The organism is Sphingopyxis sp. LC81 (assembly GCF_000756375.1).
In the GTDB taxonomy this organism is placed as follows: Bacteria; Pseudomonadota; Alphaproteobacteria; order Sphingomonadales; family Sphingomonadaceae; genus Sphingopyxis.
The window spans coordinates 1-16562 of the sequence record NZ_JNFD01000014.1; the positions used below are offsets into that span (position 1 = coordinate 1).

The 16562-nt window shown below is 67.2% G+C and carries 17 protein-coding genes; 13 read left to right on the plus strand and 4 right to left on the minus strand.

All coding sequences use genetic code 11. The features are described 5' to 3' along the window. Positions 1–354, minus strand: a 354-nt coding sequence (locus FG91_RS07445) for an ArsR/SmtB family transcription factor (protein ID WP_037514045.1), incomplete at its 3' end; no start/stop codon positions are given. A 48-nt stretch (positions 355–402) separates the two neighbouring features. Further along, complete coding sequence (locus FG91_RS07450) at positions 403–1089, minus strand: hypothetical protein (RefSeq protein WP_037513780.1); 687 nt, start codon at positions 1087–1089, stop codon at positions 403–405. 129 nt (positions 1090–1218) lie between these two features. Between FG91_RS07450 and FG91_RS07455 the strand changes: the two genes are divergently transcribed. The 13 genes from FG91_RS07455 (at position 1219) to phhA (ending at position 14794) form a co-directional block, all read left to right on the plus strand. Continuing rightward, complete coding sequence (locus FG91_RS07455) at positions 1219–1917, plus strand: peptidylprolyl isomerase (protein ID WP_052187418.1); 699 nt, start codon at positions 1219–1221, stop codon at positions 1915–1917. A gap of 61 nt (positions 1918–1978) precedes the next feature. After that, positions 1979–2773 (plus strand): outer membrane protein assembly factor BamD, encoded by a 795-nt coding sequence (locus FG91_RS07460; RefSeq protein ID WP_037513782.1) that lies wholly within the window; start codon positions 1979–1981, stop codon positions 2771–2773. Positions 2774–2820: 47 nt separating this feature from the next. Beyond that, positions 2821–4491 (plus strand): DNA repair protein RecN, encoded by a 1671-nt coding sequence (gene recN / locus FG91_RS07465; RefSeq protein ID WP_037513784.1) that lies wholly within the window; start codon positions 2821–2823, stop codon positions 4489–4491. Then, a complete protein-coding gene (locus FG91_RS07470; protein WP_235211974.1) occupies positions 4488–5174 on the plus strand; it encodes a GNAT family N-acetyltransferase in 687 nt (228 codons plus the stop codon). Before recN ends, FG91_RS07470 begins: the two co-directional genes overlap by 4 nt. Next, on the plus strand, positions 5171–5569 hold the full coding sequence (locus FG91_RS07475) for a putative quinol monooxygenase (protein ID WP_443027736.1): 399 nt from the start codon (positions 5171–5173) through the stop codon (positions 5567–5569). Before FG91_RS07470 ends, FG91_RS07475 begins: the two co-directional genes overlap by 4 nt. After that, positions 5566–7740 (plus strand): NAD-dependent DNA ligase LigA, encoded by a 2175-nt coding sequence (gene ligA, locus FG91_RS07480; protein ID WP_037513785.1) that lies wholly within the window; start codon positions 5566–5568, stop codon positions 7738–7740. The genes FG91_RS07475 and ligA overlap by 4 nt, the downstream gene beginning before the upstream one ends. Before the next feature lie 226 nt (positions 7741–7966). Next, positions 7967–8359, plus strand: a complete 393-nt coding sequence (locus tag FG91_RS07485) for a DUF2946 family protein (protein WP_037513787.1) — start codon at positions 7967–7969, stop codon at positions 8357–8359. A gap of 69 nt (positions 8360–8428) precedes the next feature. Then, positions 8429–10438, plus strand: coding sequence for a TonB-dependent receptor family protein (locus tag FG91_RS07490; protein WP_037513789.1), 2010 nt, complete (start codon positions 8429–8431; stop codon positions 10436–10438). Between the two features lie 14 nt (positions 10439–10452). Further along, entirely contained in the window at positions 10453–11805 is a 1353-nt protein-coding gene (locus FG91_RS07495) for a PepSY-associated TM helix domain-containing protein (RefSeq protein WP_037513790.1), read from the plus strand. 7 nt (positions 11806–11812) lie between these two features. Then, positions 11813–12577, plus strand: a complete 765-nt coding sequence (modA, locus tag FG91_RS07500) for a molybdate ABC transporter substrate-binding protein (protein ID WP_037513793.1) — start codon at positions 11813–11815, stop codon at positions 12575–12577. Then, positions 12577–13272, plus strand: a complete 696-nt coding sequence (gene modB / locus FG91_RS07505; RefSeq protein WP_037513795.1) for a molybdate ABC transporter permease subunit — start codon at positions 12577–12579, stop codon at positions 13270–13272. The genes modA and modB overlap by 1 nt, the downstream gene beginning before the upstream one ends. Continuing rightward, complete coding sequence (locus FG91_RS07510) at positions 13262–13882, plus strand: molybdenum ABC transporter ATP-binding protein (protein WP_037514051.1); 621 nt, start codon at positions 13262–13264, stop codon at positions 13880–13882. Before modB ends, FG91_RS07510 begins: the two co-directional genes overlap by 11 nt. A gap of 39 nt (positions 13883–13921) precedes the next feature. After that, positions 13922–14794 (plus strand): phenylalanine 4-monooxygenase, encoded by an 873-nt coding sequence (phhA, locus tag FG91_RS07515; RefSeq protein WP_037513797.1) that lies wholly within the window; start codon positions 13922–13924, stop codon positions 14792–14794. A gap of 3 nt (positions 14795–14797) precedes the next feature. Here the strand turns inward: phhA and FG91_RS07520 are convergent, their stop codons facing one another. Beyond that, complete coding sequence (locus FG91_RS07520; protein WP_037513799.1) at positions 14798–15610, minus strand: hypothetical protein; 813 nt, start codon at positions 15608–15610, stop codon at positions 14798–14800. Between the two features lie 7 nt (positions 15611–15617). Next, a complete protein-coding gene (locus FG91_RS07525; protein ID WP_037513801.1) occupies positions 15618–16499 on the minus strand; it encodes a hypothetical protein in 882 nt (293 codons plus the stop codon). Between the last annotated feature and the right edge of the window lie 63 nt (positions 16500–16562).

Genomic DNA, 16562 nt, shown 5'->3' on the forward strand with positions numbered 1-16562 from the left:
GGGCTTCTTGGGGGGAGGGGGGGCAGCATCTTCGGCGCGCAGCAGCCGTTCGAGCGTATCGAGCCGGTCGGTCCAGAAGCGGCGGTACATGCCGATCCACTGGTCGGCGCTCATCAGCGGCACCGGGTCGAGGGTGCAGACATGGGTGCGCCCGCGCACGTCGCGGCGGACCATCCCGGCGCTTTCCAGCACCTTGATATGCTTCGATGCCGCGGCGAGCGACATCGCGAAAGGCTCCGCCAGCTCGCCGACCGTCCGTTCGCCGGCGGCCAGTTCGCCGAGCATCGCCCGGCGCGTTGCATCGCCGAGCGCGTGGAAAATCGTATCGAGCGTTTGCGAATCATCTTCAACCATGTGGTTGAATATGAGGCGTCCGATCCAATTGTCAACCGATTGGTTGAATTACTTCACGTCGACCCCGGCGATCCGGTTTCCTGCATCCTCGCGATAGAGCGACCAGTTGGCGGGGCATTTGTTCACGGCCTTCGGCAATCCCTGCATGCCTTCGGTGATCCAGCAATCGTTGAAGATCGAACAATAGCAGGCACGGACCTTGAGCTTCCACCGCTCCTTGTTGAACGTCTGCCAGACCTGTTCGGACGCAGGCGTGCGCGGAAAGCTGACGAATTCGATCGTCTCGCCGGGCCGCACGGCGATCCCGGTCGAAGGCGAGGTGGAAAAGGTCAGGGCCTGCGTCTCGGTTTGCGTACAGCATGTCCTGAGCAAGTCGATCGGGGTGTTTACCGGCTTGCCTTCATAGCGGATTTCAATGGGGCCGAGGATCGCGGGGCCGACGCCGTTGTTCGTCAGTGTCAGCGCGATATCCTGATTGCCTTCCTTGTCGCCATTGCTTGTCCCGAAGGTGACGAACGGCATCACCCCGCCACTCTGCATCTTCTGCGTCGCGTCGGCCTGAACGAAGGCGAAATAGGCGAGCGCGAGCGAGGCGATCAGCGCGGGCAGGCCGATGAGGAAATGCGCGATCGTAATGAATGGCAAATAACGCAGAAAGCGCGAACCGATCGTCGCAACGTCGGATGCGGATACGGCAGGTCCGGGCGTGGTGTCGCGGTCCGGCGTTTCGCTCATTGCTATCCTCTTTCGCTGCTGGGGGCGCATGCCTAGACCGACTTACGGACTTTTCCAATCGGCACTGTTCCCGGCAACCATTCTGAAACCGCTCGCATCGATCGGCGCATTGCGTTTATGATCGGCGCCATGCTGACCATGCTTCTTTCCGCGCTCGCGCTCGCCGCCCAATCGGCTCCCGTCCCGCCGCAGGCGACGCAATTGCCGCCCGCTACGCTGCCGCCGATTCCCGCGCCCGTCACCCCGGTGGTCGAGGCCGACACGCGGCCCTATGTCGCGCTCGCCACCGATCTCGGGACGATCACATTGCGGATCGAAAACAAGCGTGCGCCGATCACCGCCACCAATTTCCTCCGCTATGTCGATGCGAAGCGGATGGACGGATTTAAATTCTATCGCTCGACCAAAAGCTGGGGACCGGCGAACCAGCTGGTGCAGGCGGGCAACCGCGGCGATGCGCGCAAGAATTTTCCGCCGATCGCGCACGAGCCGACGACGAAGACGGGGCTGACCAACTGCAAGGGCGCGCTGTCGATGGCGCGGCTCAACCCCGGCGATGCAACGAGCGATTTCTTCCTGCTCTTGTCCGACATCAAGGGCTTCAACGCCGACGCGCCCGGCGGCGACGGCGCGGGTTTCGCGGTGTTCGGCGAGATCGTCGGCGGCGCCGACATCGCCGAGGCGATCTTCAACGCCCCGATCTCGCCGACCGCTGGCGAGGGTGTGATGGTCGGCCAGATGCTCGAACCCCAGGTCACGATCAAGACCGCGCGCCGCGTCCCCGCGCCCGTTGGCGCTCCGCAAGGGTGTGTCGTCAAGGCGCCGTAAAGCTGCGCCGGACCCCCATCATTTATTTTGCGTTCATCCGCGCTGTGGCTATACCGCGCGCATGACTCAACATGCCCCTTCGCGCGCGACCCTGCGCCTGCTCGCCGCCGCACTTGCGATTACCCCCATGCTGGCGGCCTGTGCCGGGGGCGGCAATGTGAAGAAGGACACGCGTTACGTCGCGCGCGACGTCAACACGCTGTACCGCGCGGCGCAGGACCGCCTCGAGCGCCGGCAGTACGGCCTCGCCGCGGCACTGTTCGACGAGGTCGAGCGCCAGCATCCCTATTCGCCGTGGGCGCGCCGCGCGCAGCTGATGAGCTCGTTCAGCTATTATATGGACCGCGAATATACCCCGGCGATCGAGGCGGCGCAGCGCTTCCTCGCGATCCATCCGGGCAACAAGGACGCGGCCTACGCCTATTATCTGATCGCGCTCAGCTATTATGAGCAGATCAGCGATGTCACCCGCGACCAGAAGATCACGCAGCAGGCGTCGGCCGCGCTCGGCGAAGTGATCCGCCGCTACCCCGACAGCCGCTATGCGTCGGATGCGCGGCTCAAGGTCGACCTGGTGCAGGATCATCTGGCGGGCAAGGAAATGGAAATCGGCCGTTTCTATCAGCGCAGCTCGAACTGGCTCGCAGCGTCGATCCGCTTCCGCGAGGTCGTCGACAAATATCAGACGACGAGCCACGCGCCCGAGGCGCTCTACCGCCTGACCGAATCCTATCTCGCGCTCGGCATCCCCGCGGAAGCGAAGAAGTCGGCCGCGGTGCTCGGCGCCAACTATCCCGGCAACGAATGGTATGCGCGCGCTTACAAGCTGATGCAGAAGAACGCACCGAGCGCCTGATCGCGCCGGGAATAGATTCTGCCTTTGTTCTGCGGTAAGGACGGCCTGTGCTAACCGCTCTATCTATCGCCAATATCGTCCTGATCGAACGGCTCGACCTCGATTTCGAGGCCGGGCTGGGCGCGCTGACCGGCGAAACGGGGGCGGGCAAGTCGATCCTGCTCGACGCATTGGGCCTCGCGCTCGGCGCGCGCGCCGACAGCGCGCTGGTGCGGCAGGGCACCGACAAGGCGCAGGTGACGGCGAGTTTTGTCGCGCCCGCACCCGGTACGAAGCTTGCCGCGCTGCTCGCCGAAAACGAGATTGCGCTGGAAACCGGCGAACCCTTGCTGATCCGCCGTACGCTCAAGGCCGACGGCGGCAGCCGCGCCTTCATCAATGACCAGCCCTGTTCGGCGGCGCTGCTGCGCGAAGTCGGAACCTATCTGGTCGAAATCCACGGCCAGCACGACGACCGCGGCCTGCTCGCCCCCGCGGGGCACCGCGCGCTGCTCGACGCTTATGCGCGCGCCGATACCCGCGGCGTTACGGCCGCCCACGCCGCATGGCGCGCGGCCGAGGACAGGCTCGCCGCTGCGCGCGCCGCTATTTCGGAAGCCGAACGCGACCGCGAATGGCTCGAGCATTGCGTCGCCGAACTGCAGACGCTGGCTCCCCAACCCGGCGAGGACGCCGAACTCTCCGAAGCGCGCGCCACGATGCAAAAGGGCGAAAAGGTCGCGGGTGACCTCGGCGCGATCATGGAAGCGTTCGAGGGCAGCGACAGCGGTCCCGCGCAACTGCGCGGTGCGGCGCGGCGGCTCGACCGGCTCGCGGGCGATCATCCGTTGCTCGCCGAAGCGCTCGCGGGGCTCGACCGCGCGATCATCGAGGCCGACGAGGCCGAGAGCAAATTGCACGAAGCCGCGCGCGCGATGGAATATGATCCCGAGCGGCTCGAGGCGACCGAGACGCGCCTGTTCGAACTGCGTGCGATGGCGCGCAAGCACAATGTCCAGCCCGACGAACTCGCCGAACTCACCGGCACGCTCGCGGCAAGGCTCGACGCGATCGAAGGCGGCAGCGCGGGGCTGGCCAAGCTCGAAACCGCGGTCGCCGAAACCGCCGCGGCTTATACCCACGCCGCGACGGCACTATCCGACCAGCGCAGCAAGGCCGCGACCCGCCTCGATGCCGCGGTCGCGGGCGAACTCGTGCCGCTGAAACTCGACGCCGCGCGCTTCCAGACGCTTGTCGAGCGCCTCCCCGCCGAGCGCTGGGGGTCGGAGGGCATGGACCGCGTCGAATATCTCATCTCGACCAACCCCGGCGCGCCCTTCGCGCCGCTCGCCAAGATCGCCTCGGGCGGCGAACTCTCGCGCTTCATCCTCGCGCTCAAAGTCGCGCTCGCCGAAGAGGGCGGCGCCGACACGATCATCTTCGACGAAATCGACCGCGGCGTCGGCGGCGCGGTCGCCTCGGCGATCGGTGAGCGGCTCGCGCGCCTTGCGGGCGCCGGAAAACAATTGCTCGCGGTGACGCACAGCCCGCAGGTCGCCGCCAAGGGCGCGGCGCATTTCATCATCGCCAAATCGAGCCAGGGAACGGTGACGCGCACCAGCGTCCACGCGCTCGACGAAGCCGGCCGCCGCGAGGAAATCGCGCGCATGCTCTCGGGCGCCGAAGTCACGGCCGAGGCGCGCGCGCAGGCCGAGAGGCTGCTGGAGGTCGCGGTGTGACCACGGCGCATCCGCTCGACCGGCCGGTCTGGAGCATGCTCACCGGGCGGCAGGCGCATCTCGCCGAGGGCGATGGCCGCGCGGTGCGGATCGATCGCGGCTATGGCGTCTTTGGTGCCGCACCCGACACGGGGGCCGAAGCGCTCGCCGCGCTCGCCGCACTCGTCCCCGATGAAGGCGAAATCTGGATCGTCGAGGGCGAGCCATGGCCCGTTCCGCCCGGCACGCGCGAAGTGAAGCGCGCGGTGCTCGCGCAGATGGTCGCCGAGGGCGCGCCGCCGCCGCCGCGCGAAGGCGAGCCCGTCATCATCGCGCTCGGCGACGATGACGCGCCCGAAATGGCGTCGCTCGCCGAGCATGCGAAGCCCGGGCCATGGGGTCCGAAGACGCATCGTTACGGCCCCTTCTTCGGAATCCGCGAAAACGGCCGGCTGCTCGCGATGGCGGGGCAACGCATATTGGTTCCCGGCATGGCGGAGGTCAGCGGCGTCGCGACATGGGAGGATTGCCGCGGCCGCGGGCTCGCACGCGCGCTGATCGGCCATGTCATGCGCGAAATGGCCCTGCGCGGCGAGCAGCCGTTCCTGCACAGCTATGCCGACAATGCCGGCGCGATCGCACTCTATGAATCGCTCGGTTTCCGCATCCGGCGCGAGGTGTATGTGCTGGCGATCGCGAAATGATGAGCCGCCGCGACCATCTTGCCGCGATGCTGGCGATGGCCGCGGCGCTGCTCCCTGCCACGAAACTGCGCGCCCTGGAGGCCAAGATGGAAGAAGCCGATCCCCAATATGGCCTGCTTGGCCAGATGATGGCGCAACCCGGCCAGCGCGCCGCGCTCGTCGCGATCCTGTCCGAAGGGACGGATGCGATGCCCGGTAACATCGCCTATCTGATCGGCGAGGACAGCGCGAACCCCGACGCGATCTGGATCGTCGAACTGTGGGACAGCAAGGAGGCGCACGCCGCCTCGCTCAAGCTTCCCGTCGTGCAGGACGCGATCAAAAAGGGTCGCCCGCTGATCGCGGGATTTGGTACTCGCGCCGAGTTCAAGCCGGTGGCAAAGACCGGTGCATGACCGAAATCGAATCCCTGTCGCAGGCCGACGCCGCCAATGAATTGATGCGGCTGGCGAAGCAGATCGCCCATCACAGCAAACGCTATCACGCCGAGGACGCGCCCGAGATTTCGGACGCCGACTATGACGCGCTCGTCCGCCGCAACAATGAACTCGAAGCCGCCTTCCCGGCGCTGATCCGCGCCGACAGCCCGAACAACCAGGTTGGCGCCGCGGTCGAGGCGTCGCCGCTCGCCAAGGTCACCCACGCGCAGCGCATGATGAGCCTCGACAATGCGTTCGCCGCCGAGGATGTCGAGGAATTCGCCGCACGCGTCCGCCGCTTCCTCAACCTCGCCGCCGACGCCGTCATTGCGATGACCGCCGAGGACAAGATCGACGGCCTCTCCTGCTCGCTGCGCTACGAAAAGGGCAAGCTCGTCCAGGCCGCGACGCGCGGCGACGGCAGCGTCGGCGAGGATGTCACCGCGAACGTCCGCCATATCGCCGACATTCCGCAGGAACTGAAGGGAGCAGCGCCCGACGTCTTCGAGATCCGCGGCGAAGTCTATATGGCGAAGGCCGATTTCACGGCGCTCAACGCGCGATTGATGGAAGAGGGCAGGGCGCTCGCCGTCCAGCGCGAACAGGAGTTCGACTCCGCCACGGTCCGCCAGTTCGCCAATCCGCGCAACGCCGCCGCGGGGTCGCTACGCCAGAAGGATGCGGGCGTCACCGCATCGCGCCCCTTGCGCTTCCTCGCGCACGGCTGGGGTGAGGTCAGCGCGCTTCCCGCAGAAAGCCAGTTCGACGTGATGAAGCAAATCGAACGCTGGGGTGCCCCGGTGTCGCCGCTGCTCAAGCGTTATGAATCGGTTGCCGATATCCTCGCTCATTATGCCGAAATCGAGCGTCAGCGCGCCGAGCTGCCCTATGACATCGATGGCGTCGTCTACAAGGTCGACCGCCTCGACTGGCAGGCGCGTCTCGGCTTCGTCGCCAAGGCGCCGCGCTGGGCCATCGCGCATAAATTCCCCGCCGAACGCGCGCAAACGACGCTCGAAGCGATCGACATCCAGGTCGGCCGCACCGGCAAGCTGACCCCCGTCGGCCGGCTCGTCCCCGTCACCGTGGGCGGCGTCGTCGTGTCGAACGTCACGCTCCACAACCGCGACGAGATCGGCCGCCTCGGCGTGCGCCCGGGCGACCGCGTCGTGATCCAGCGCGCGGGCGACGTGATCCCGCAAGTGGTCGAAAACCTGACCCGCGACGAGGATCGCGCACCTTACATCTTCCCCGACCATTGCCCCGTCTGCAACAGCGAGGCGGTCGCCGAGGAGGGCGAGGTCGACGTGCGCTGCACCGGCGGCCTTATCTGCAACGCGCAGAAGTTCGAGCGCCTGCGCCATTTCGTCAGCCGCGGCGCGCTCGATATCGAGGGGCTGGGCGAAAAGAGCATTCAGGAGTTCCTCGATCTCGGCTGGCTCGACAAGGGCCCCGCCGACATCTTCCGCCTGAAAAGCCACCGCGCCGACCTGCTCGGGCGCGAGGGCTGGAAGGACAAGTCGGTCGATAATCTCTTCGCCGCGATCGAGGCCAAGCGTCAACCCGACGCCGCGCGGCTGCTCTTCGGGCTCGGCATTCGTCACGTCGGCGCGGTGACCGCGCGCGACCTTTTGAAGGGGCTTGGCAATATCACGCTGTTGCCTGAAAAAGCGGCCGGAATACAGGCGTATCTTGACGCGAACCCACAGGCCGAAGGCGAGTCCGACGGCAAATTCCTGACGCGCAAGATGGAAGCGATCAAGGCAATCCTCGAAGTGCGTGCCGACGGGATCGGGCCGGCGGTAGCCGAGGCGCTCGGCGACTTTTTCCACGAGCCCCACAATCGGGAATTATGGGACGATCTTCTAAGTGAGGTGTCGCCGCCGCCCTATATCGTCGAAACGCGCGAGAGCGAAGTGTCCGGAATGACCGTCGTCTTCACCGGCAAGCTCGAGACGATGAGCCGCGACGAGGCGAAGGCGCAGGCCGAAGCGCTCGGCGCCAAAGCCGCGGGCAGCGTCAGCGCGAAGACCGACCTCGTCGTCGCAGGTCCCGGCGCGGGATCGAAGCTCAAGCAGGCAAGCGCGCTCGGTATAAGGGTAATCGACGAAGCCGAATGGGCAGAGATCGTCGCCGCGGCGAGTTGAGCAAAACACCCTTTCTCGTCACCCCGGACTTGATCCGGGGTCCATGACGCCGAAGCAGAAATGGATGCCGGATCAAGTCCGGCATGCGAAGAGGAGAGCCGCGCAGCTATTGGGGCCAGTTCCCGTGCCCCTGGACGCGCACCGGCAAAAAGACCGACGAAACGCCCGCTGAATAGGGCAATCTGTCCGCTTGCCAGCATAGCGGGCGCGCCATAAGGCGCGGGGCGTGAGCCTGCTCGCCGCCTTTCGCCGTCCCGGCATCTTGCTGCTCCTGCCGTTGCTGCTCGCGCTCGCTGCGCGGGTGCTCGTCGCGCCGGGCTGGATGATCGAAAGCGATGCGGGCGGGTCAATCACGGTGCGCATCTGTTCGGACCCTGCCAACCCCGGCGGCACGATGACGATTCCGCTTGAGAAAGCGGGGAGCCACGATGGGAGCGAAGCGCAGCAGCATTGCCCGTGGGGCGCGCTCGCCAATGCGCCGATCGTCCCCGGCGTGCCGGTACTCGCCGCCGCGCCAGTCACGGTCGAACCCGTCCCAGTTGCGGTTCGATCACTCGGCTTCGCACCGGGCATCGCCTCACCGCTGCCGCCGAGTACCGGACCACCCGCCTTCGCCTGATCCAGAGCAATCGGCTGCCCGCGCTTTCGCGCGGCGCGGCCCGTGACTGTATTCAGCGAAGGAAAATCTATGAAAACCCGTATCCATGGGGCGGCGCCGTTGCTGGCGCTTGCGACCTGTCTTGTCGCCGCTCCCGTCCGTGCCGAAGAGGCCGACTCGACGATCATTGTTACCGCACCCACCGCCATCGACGCCGCCGAGGTGCGCGCCGCACGCACGCCGGGCGGCACCGACGTCGTGTCTTACGAAGATTATGCCGACAAATCGGTCGTGAGCCTGCGCGACACGCTCGCTTTCTCGCCCGGCGTCTATCTCCAGCCGCGTTATGGGCAGGAGGTGCGCCTTTCGATCCGTGGTTCGGGCCTGTCGCGCGGTTTCCACATGCGCGGGCTGACGCTCCTGCAGGACGGGGTGCCGATCAACCTTGCCGACGACAATGGCGACTTCCAGGAACTCGAACCGATCTTCTTCGACCATCTTGGAGTCTATCGCGGCGCCAATGCGCTGCGTTTCGGGTCGGGTACGCTCGGCGGTGCGATCAACGGGGTGACGCCGACCGGACGCACCGCTCAGGGCATTTACTTGCGCGCCGACGCCGGCAGTTTCGACAGCGTACGCGGCCTCGTCTCGGCGGGCGTCGTGGACGACCGCGTCGATGCATGGGGCGCGATCAGCGCAGACACGTCGGACGGCGACCGCGACCACGCAAAGCGCCGCAGCCTCCGCTTTCAGGGCAATGTCGGAATGCGTTTCAGCGACGTGGTGAGCACGCGTTTCTACGCCAGCGTCAATCATATCCGGCAGGATATCCCCGGCGCGCTGACGATGGCAGAGGCGCTGTCGACCCCGCGCAAGGCCAATGCGGGGGCGGCCCAGGGTGATCAGGCGCGCGACATCGACTCGCTGCGCGTTCAGAACCGCACGCGTTTCAATTGGGGCGCGCTGACGCTCGACGTCGGCGGCTTCGTCAATGCCAAGTCGCTGCATCATCCGATCTTCCAGCTCATCGACCAGAAGTCGGTCGATGTGGGCGGCTTCTTTCGCGCCGACTATGCAGGCGGGCCGGTCGAGGTGACGCTCGGCGGCGAGATCCGCCGCGGCAGCACCGACGCGCGCCAGTTCGTCAACAATGGCGGGCGCCGCGGGGCGCTGACCTTCGACGCCGACCAGAAGGCGCAGACCGCGACGCTCTATGGCGAAGTGCGCGTGCGGCCGGTCGAGGCGCTGACGCTGATCGCGGGCGGTGTCTATGCCGACGGCTGGCGTAAGCGGACCGTCAACTTCTCGGTCACGCCGGCGACCGACGGCCGGATCGACCTCGACGCCTTCTCGCCCAAAATCGGCCTGCTGTTCGAACCTGCCGCCGACATCCAGCTCTTCGCGAACTACAGCCGCTCGGCTGAATTCCCTGGCTTTGGCGAAGTCTTTCAGACGATCGGCACCCCGCCGACCAGCACGGTCGTCTCGGACATCCGCCCGCAACGCGCCTGGACCGCCGAGATCGGCACGCGCGGCAAGCTTGGCTTCGCGCGCTGGGATATCGCCGTCTACCGCTCGACGCTGAAGGGCGAACTGCTTCAGTTCACGACCAACGCCAGCATTCCCGCGGCAACCTTCAACGCCGACCGCACGCTCCATCAGGGCGTCGAGGCCGGATTGGATCTCGCACCGACCGACTGGCTACGGCTGCGGCAGGTCTATACCTACAGCGACTTCCGCTTCCGGGGCGACGCGCAGTTCGGCGACAACCGCCTGCCGGTCGTGCCTCGCCATGCCTATCGCGCCGAACTCCGCCTCGGCAGCGACACGCTCCATATCGCGCCGAACCTCGAATGGGTTCCCGATGGCCCCTTCGCCGATTACCGCAATTTGGTGCGCGCGCCCGGCTATGCGCTGATCGGTATCACCGGCGGCGCGACGATCGCGAAGGGCATCGACGCTTTCGTCGACGTCCGCAACATCACGGGCAAGAAGGCGATCGGCGATATCAGCGCGGCGATCGCCGTCACCCCCGCCTCGGCGATCTATTACCCGGTCGAACGCCGCGCGGTCTCCGCCGGTCTCCGCGCGCGCTTCTGAGGGAAGGGCAGGGGATGACCGACAACAACCGGGTTCCGCTCTATCGCACGATCTGGCGCTGGCATTTCTACGCCGGGCTGTTCGTCATCCCCTTTGTCCTGATTCTCTCGGCGACGGGGGCGGCCTATCTGTTCAAGCCTGAGCTTGACCATTGGGAGGAGCGCGCTTGGCGCGGCCTGCCAACGGCGGGCAAGGTCGATGCCGATGCGCAAGTCGCCGCGGCGCTCGCGGCGAATCCCGGTGCGAGCTTTCATTACTACCGCATCCCCGAGGCACCGGGGGACGCGGCGGTCGTCCATATCGGCCTGCCGGGCGGCGGAATGCGCGACATTGCCGTCTCACCCCAAGGCAAGGTTATCGGCGCAGCAGACCCCGAGCAGCGCATCTCGGCGTGGCTGTCGCGCATTCATGGCACGTTGCTGATCGGCCGCACCGGCCGTCTGCTCGTCGAACTCGCCGCGAGCTGGGCGATCGTGATGATTCTGACCGGCCTTTATCTGTGGTGGCCGCGCGGACGCGGCGCCGCGGGCGTGCTCTGGCCGCGGCTGTCGCTCGGCGGGCGGATGGCGCTGCGCGATCTCCACGCCGTCACCGGCTTCTGGGTCTCGGGCCTCGCGCTCATCCTGCTCTTCACCGCGCTGCCATGGACCGAGGTCTGGGCGAGCGGCTTTCGCACGGTGCGCGCCGAAATGGGCTGGGTGTCGGGGGTGCAGGACTGGAAGGGCGGCGCCAACCCGCACACGGCGCACGATCATCATGCGATGGCGGCGGCCGAACCCGCCGGACCACCGCCGCGTGCGCGTCTCGAATATATCCTGCTCCGTGCCCGCGCCGAACATATGCCCGCCCCCGCGATCATCCAGCCGCCGGGCGCTCCCAATGCCTTCGGTCCGCCGAACGGCGATGTCTGGACGCTGACGACGCTCACCCAGAACCGCCCGCTGGTCCGCAAGGTCAGCTACGACCCCGAAACGAGCCTCGAGGTGTCGCGCAGCGGCTTTGCTGACAAGCACGCTATCGACCGCGCCGTCGGCTATGGCATCGCGTGGCACGAGGGCCAGCTCTTCGGCCTCGCCAACCAGCTGATCGGCGTCGCGACCGCGCTCGCGCTCTTCACCCTCGCCATCTCGGGTTTCCTGATGTGGCGCCGCCGGAGGCCCGATGATGCGCTCGGCGCGCCGCCCGCCGCGCGCGATCCCGCGAAGCTCAAGGGCGTCGCCGCGCTGATTCTGCTCCTCTCCGCGCTCCTTCCTTTGCTCGCCGCCTCGCTGATCCTGCTCTGGATTGTTGAGAGATTGATCCTCCCACGCCTTCCGCGCGCCGCACGCTGGCTCGGCGTTGCGGCAAAGGCTCCGGCGCGGCTATAGGTTGCCAATGACCCGCGCCCTCCCCCTGCTGATCGCGTTCATCGCGCTCCTCCTCGCACCAACCGCCTTCGCGCAGGAACGCGGCCCGGTGGTGCTCGCGGCGGCAAGCCTGCAGGAATCGCTGACCGAGGCGGCGAACGCCTGGGCAGCGAAAGGGCACGCCAAACCCGTTCTCTCCTTTGCCGCCTCGTCGGCGCTCGCGCGGCAGGTCATGGCGGGTGCCCCCGCCGACCTTTTCCTCTCGGCCGATGAGGAGTGGATGGACGCGGTCGCAAAGGCCGGCCTGCTTCGCGCGGGCACGCGCACGACCCTGCTCGGCAACCGCCTCGTGCTGATCGCCCCCGCATCGAGCCAGGTCCGGCTGACCCCGGCGCGCGGTTTCGCACTCGCAAAAGCACTCGGCACCGGCCGCCTCGCGCTCGCCGATCCCGACGCGGTGCCCGCGGGTAAATATGCCAAGGCCGCGCTCACGCATCTCGGCGTCTGGTCCAGCGTCGCGGCCAAGGTCGCCCCCGCCGAGAATGTCCGCGCGGCGATGGCGCTCGTCGAACGCGGCGCCGCGCCGCTCGGCATCGTCTACGCGACCGACGCGCGCGCGTCGAAAGCCGTGCGCGTCGTCGGCACTTTCCCCGCATCGAGCCATCCGCCGATCCGCTACCCCGTCGCGCTGCTGAAAGCGTCGCGGATCAAGGACGCCGCGGGTTTCCGCGCCTTCCTCCTTTCGAAACAGGGCCGCGCGATCTTCGCGCGCCACGGCTTCTCGGCCCCTTGATGCTGTCACCCGAGGAATGGGAGATCGTCGCGCTGTCGCTGAAGGTCGGCGGCGTCGCCGTGCTCGCCACGCTTCCCATCGCCTTTGCCATCGCGTGGGTTCTCGCGCGCTACCGTTTCCCGGGCCGCGTCGTCCTCGATGCGCTCGTCCATTTGCCGCTCGTCCTGCCCCCCGTCGTCACCGGCTGGCTGCTGCTCATCGCCTTCGGCCCGTTCGGCCCCATTGGCCGCTGGCTCGAAAGCTGGTTCGGGGTGAGTTTGATGTTCCGCTGGACCGGCGCCGCGCTCGCTGCGGCGATCATGGCGCTGCCGCTGATGGTGCGCGCGATGCGGTTGTCGATCGAGGGGGTCGACAGGCGGCTCGAGGGCGCGGCGCGCACGCTCGGCGCGAGCCCCTGGCACAGTTTCTGGACGATCAGCCTGCCGCTCGCGCTCCCCGGCATCCTCGCGGCGCTCGTGCTCGGCTTCGCGCGTTCGATCGGCGAGTTTGGCGCGACGATCACCTTCGTCTCGAACATCCCGGGCGAAACGCGCACCTTGCCGCTCGCCATCTATTCGGCGCTGCAGGTGCCGGGCGGCGAAGCGATGGTGACGCGCCTCGCGCTCCTCTCGGTCGCGCTCTCGCTCGGCGCGCTGATACTGTCCGAATGGCTCGTGCGCCGCACCCATGGCGAAAGGCAGCGCCATGGCGATTGATATCGACGTCGCCCGGCGCCTCGGCGACCGCAGCATCGCCGCGCGCTTCACCGCCGGTCCCGGCCTGACCGCCTTGTTCGGCCCGTCGGGCGCGGGCAAGACGAGCGTGCTCAACATGGTTGCGGGGCTGCTGAGGCCCGACCGGGGGCATATCCGTATCGGCGACCGCACGCTGTTCGATGGCGCCATCGACCTGCCACCCGAGGCGCGCCGCGTCGGCTATGTCTTCCAGGACGGGCGGCTCTTCCCGCACCGCCGCGTCCGCGCGAACCTGACCTACGGCCATGACATTGTGCCAGCCGCGAACCGCTGGATGACCCTCGACGAGGCGGTGCAATTCCTCGGCATCGGGCACCTGCTCGATCGCTGGCCGCACAGCCTGTCGGGGGGCGAGGCGCAGCGCGTCGCGATCGGACGCGCTTTGCTCGCAGGGCCCGAAATCCTGCTGATGGACGAACCCCTGTCGTCGCTCGACACCGCGCGGCGCAGCGATATCATGGTGGTGATCGAGCGGATTCGCGACGAGCTCAAACTGCCGATCCTCTACGTCAGCCACGACCGCGCCGAGATCGACCGGCTCGCGACCTCGGTGGTGGAGATTGGCGAATAAAGTTTCACATGAAACCACTTTGATGATAGAAGCCTGTCCATGGAAAGCCAATTTACCCATGTCCACGACACGCCGCCGCCGGGTGCCGCGGCCGACTGGACGATTCCGCAGAATTGGGACGCCTTCACCGCCGACGAGCATGCGATGTGGGACCGCCTCTTCGCGCGCCAGTCGGACATGCTGCCCGGCCGCGCCGCCGACGCCTTTCTGCGCGGGATCGACGTGCTGCGCCTCGAAAAGCCGGGCATCCCCGATTATCGCGAGCTCAACGCGCGGCTGATGGCCGCGACGGGGTGGCAGGTGATCGCGGTGCCGGGGCTCGTCCCCGACGAGGTCTTCTTCGACCATCTCGCGAATCGCCGCTTTCCCGCGGGCAATTTCATCCGCACCCCCGAACAGCTCGATTATCTCCAGGAACCCGACGTCTTCCACGACGTCTTCGGCCATGTCCCGATGCTCGCCGACCCGGTGTTCGCCGATTATATGGTCGCATACGGCGAAGGCGGGCTGCGCAGCCTCAAGTTCGACGCGCTCAAACAGCTCGCGCGGCTTTACTGGTACACCGTCGAATTCGGCCTGATCCGCGAAGCGGGCGGCCTGCGCATCTATGGCGCGGGCATCGTCTCCTCCTTTGCCGAAAGCGTCTTCGCGCTCGATTCGGACAGCCCGAACCGCATCGGCTTCGACCTCGCGCGCGTGATGCGCACCGATTACCGGATCGACGATTTCCAGCAGAATTATTTCGTCATCGACAGCCTCGATCAGCTGCTCGACACGACTGTGAACACCGATTTCGCGCCGCTCTATGCCAAAAATGCCGCGCTGCCGCCGATTCCGATCGCCGACTTCCTGCCGGAGGATGAGGTTATCACGCGCGGTACACAGGAATATGCGCTCGCCAAGAGCCGCTGACCGTCACTCGTCGCTTTTGCGGATCGTCGTCACCAGCTGGCGCCGCTGCTGATAGGCTTCGCGGTCGGGCGGCACGGTGTAGATTCCGCGCAGCAGCGCCGCATCGTGGCTCGATAGCTCGCGGCGCTCCGCCTCGCCGTCGAACAGCGCCAGGATCGAATCCTTTGGCGGCGGAGGATTGCTCCGGAACTCGGCGAGCGCGACCATCGCGGCATAAGAAGCGACGGCATCGAGCGGCGTGCCGTCGGCCTGTTCGACGTCGATCACGACCGTCGCGGTCTGGAGCGCGCGCACGACCTGCGTGCTGACGATGCTGCTGTTGTAAAGCTTCACGAAAAAGTCGCTGATCGGCATCCCGTCGCGGCTTTCGTCGCGCGTCGTGTACCACCAGCGGATCGCGCCCATGCCGTCGAGCACACGATCGCGCGCCACCGGCGCCAGCTCGGCGAATTGGTCGGGCGCCTTGCGGCGCACCGCGCGCGCGAGGCTCCGGCCGTCCGAGCTGAAGGCGACGACGATATTGGCCTGGCACTCCGCGGGGGCGATCGGGGCGCCCGCCGCCGTGGCGACCGTTCGGACACGCGCGTTCACGATGGCCGCGACCGCATCATCGACCCCGACCGTGCGCGGGCACACGGGATCGACCCACCGCGCGAGCGGCTTGAGCTGTGCGATCCCGGCGCGCCGCACATATTCGGCCGCGCGTTTCTTGGCTTCTTCGCGGGTGACGGGCGTCCCCGTGACGATGATCGCATCGGGATCGTCACCGGCAACGGGCGCGGCGGCGAGCAGGGCGATCGTGGCAAGCAGGCTCATGGCCGGGTCAATCTCCGCTCTTGGATTTGGCGATCGCGGTAACCAGCTGGCGGCGGTGCTGATGGGCCTCGCGGTCGGGCGGCAGGCTATAGATGGCGCGCAGCAGCGTCTGATCCTCGCTCGACAAAGCGCGCCGATCGTCCTCGCCGTCGAACAGCGCGAGGATCGAATTTCCGGGGGGCGGCGGATCGCTGTCCATTTCGGCCATCGCGACCATCGCGGCGAAGGAGGCGATGGCATCGAGCGGCGTGCCGTCGGCCTTTTCGACATCGATCACGACGGTCGCGGCGGTCAGCGCGCGCACCGCCTGGGTGCTGACGAGGCTCGATCCATAATGCGATAACATCGGACCCGCGCCGTTGATGACCGGACCGCCGCCTTCGCTATGTCCGAACGTCCAGGGCAGCGGCGCGGTCGAGGCCGACACGGCATCGCGGCTTTGCACGCGCGTGCTGTACCACCAGCGGATCGCATCGCCGCCCTGCGCCGTCCGCTCGCGCGCCGCCGGCGACAATTCGCCGAGTTGCATGGGCGATTTGCGCAGCATCGCGCGCGTCAATGCGCCGCCGTTCGACGTGAAGACGATCGCGATATTGGTGTCGCAGCCCGATGGGGCGACCCGCGCGCCGGCCGCGACGGCAACCTCGCCGACCCGCTTTTCGACGATGGCCGCCACTGCGTCGTCGACCCCGATGACGTGCGGGCAGACCGGTGCGATCCAGCGCGCGATCGGGCGCAATTCGGCGACACCCGTCCGGCGGACGAATTCGAGCGCGCGCTTGCGGGCTTCGTCGCCGGTGACGGGGGTGCCGGTCACGACGATAGGGTTGGGGGCGTCGTTGGCGACGGGCATGGCAGCGAGCAAAGCGACGGCGGCAAAAAGGCTCATGGCCGATTTCTCCCGATGACTGGCGTCAGACTAGCAAATCACCCGGATATTTCCAGCGTTTAG

Bases quoted from the DNA above. Each gene is read 5' to 3' on its own strand.
- FG91_RS07520 (WP_037513799.1), bottom strand. From the start codon at position 15,610: ATGAGCCTGCTTGCCACGATCGCCCTGCTCGCCGCCGCGCCCGTTGCC.
- FG91_RS07490 (WP_037513789.1), top strand. From the start codon at position 8,429: ATGAAAACCCGTATCCATGGGGCGGCGCCGTTGCTGGCGCTTGCGACC.
- modB (WP_037513795.1), top strand. From the start codon at position 12,577: ATGCTGTCACCCGAGGAATGGGAGATCGTCGCGCTGTCGCTGAAGGTC.
- FG91_RS07450 (WP_037513780.1), bottom strand. From the start codon at position 1,089: ATGAGCGAAACGCCGGACCGCGACACCACGCCCGGACCTGCCGTATCC.
- modA (WP_037513793.1), top strand. From the start codon at position 11,813: ATGACCCGCGCCCTCCCCCTGCTGATCGCGTTCATCGCGCTCCTCCTC.
- FG91_RS07455 (WP_052187418.1), top strand. From the start codon at position 1,219: ATGCTGACCATGCTTCTTTCCGCGCTCGCGCTCGCCGCCCAATCGGCT.
- ligA (WP_037513785.1), top strand. From the start codon at position 5,566: ATGACCGAAATCGAATCCCTGTCGCAGGCCGACGCCGCCAATGAATTG.
- FG91_RS07460 (WP_037513782.1), top strand. From the start codon at position 1,979: ATGACTCAACATGCCCCTTCGCGCGCGACCCTGCGCCTGCTCGCCGCC.
- FG91_RS07495 (WP_037513790.1), top strand. From the start codon at position 10,453: ATGACCGACAACAACCGGGTTCCGCTCTATCGCACGATCTGGCGCTGG.
- FG91_RS07525 (WP_037513801.1), bottom strand. From the start codon at position 16,499: ATGAGCCTTTTTGCCGCCGTCGCTTTGCTCGCTGCCATGCCCGTCGCC.
- FG91_RS07510 (WP_037514051.1), top strand. From the start codon at position 13,262: ATGGCGATTGATATCGACGTCGCCCGGCGCCTCGGCGACCGCAGCATC.
- phhA (WP_037513797.1), top strand. From the start codon at position 13,922: ATGGAAAGCCAATTTACCCATGTCCACGACACGCCGCCGCCGGGTGCC.
- FG91_RS07475 (WP_443027736.1), top strand. From the start codon at position 5,171: ATGATGAGCCGCCGCGACCATCTTGCCGCGATGCTGGCGATGGCCGCG.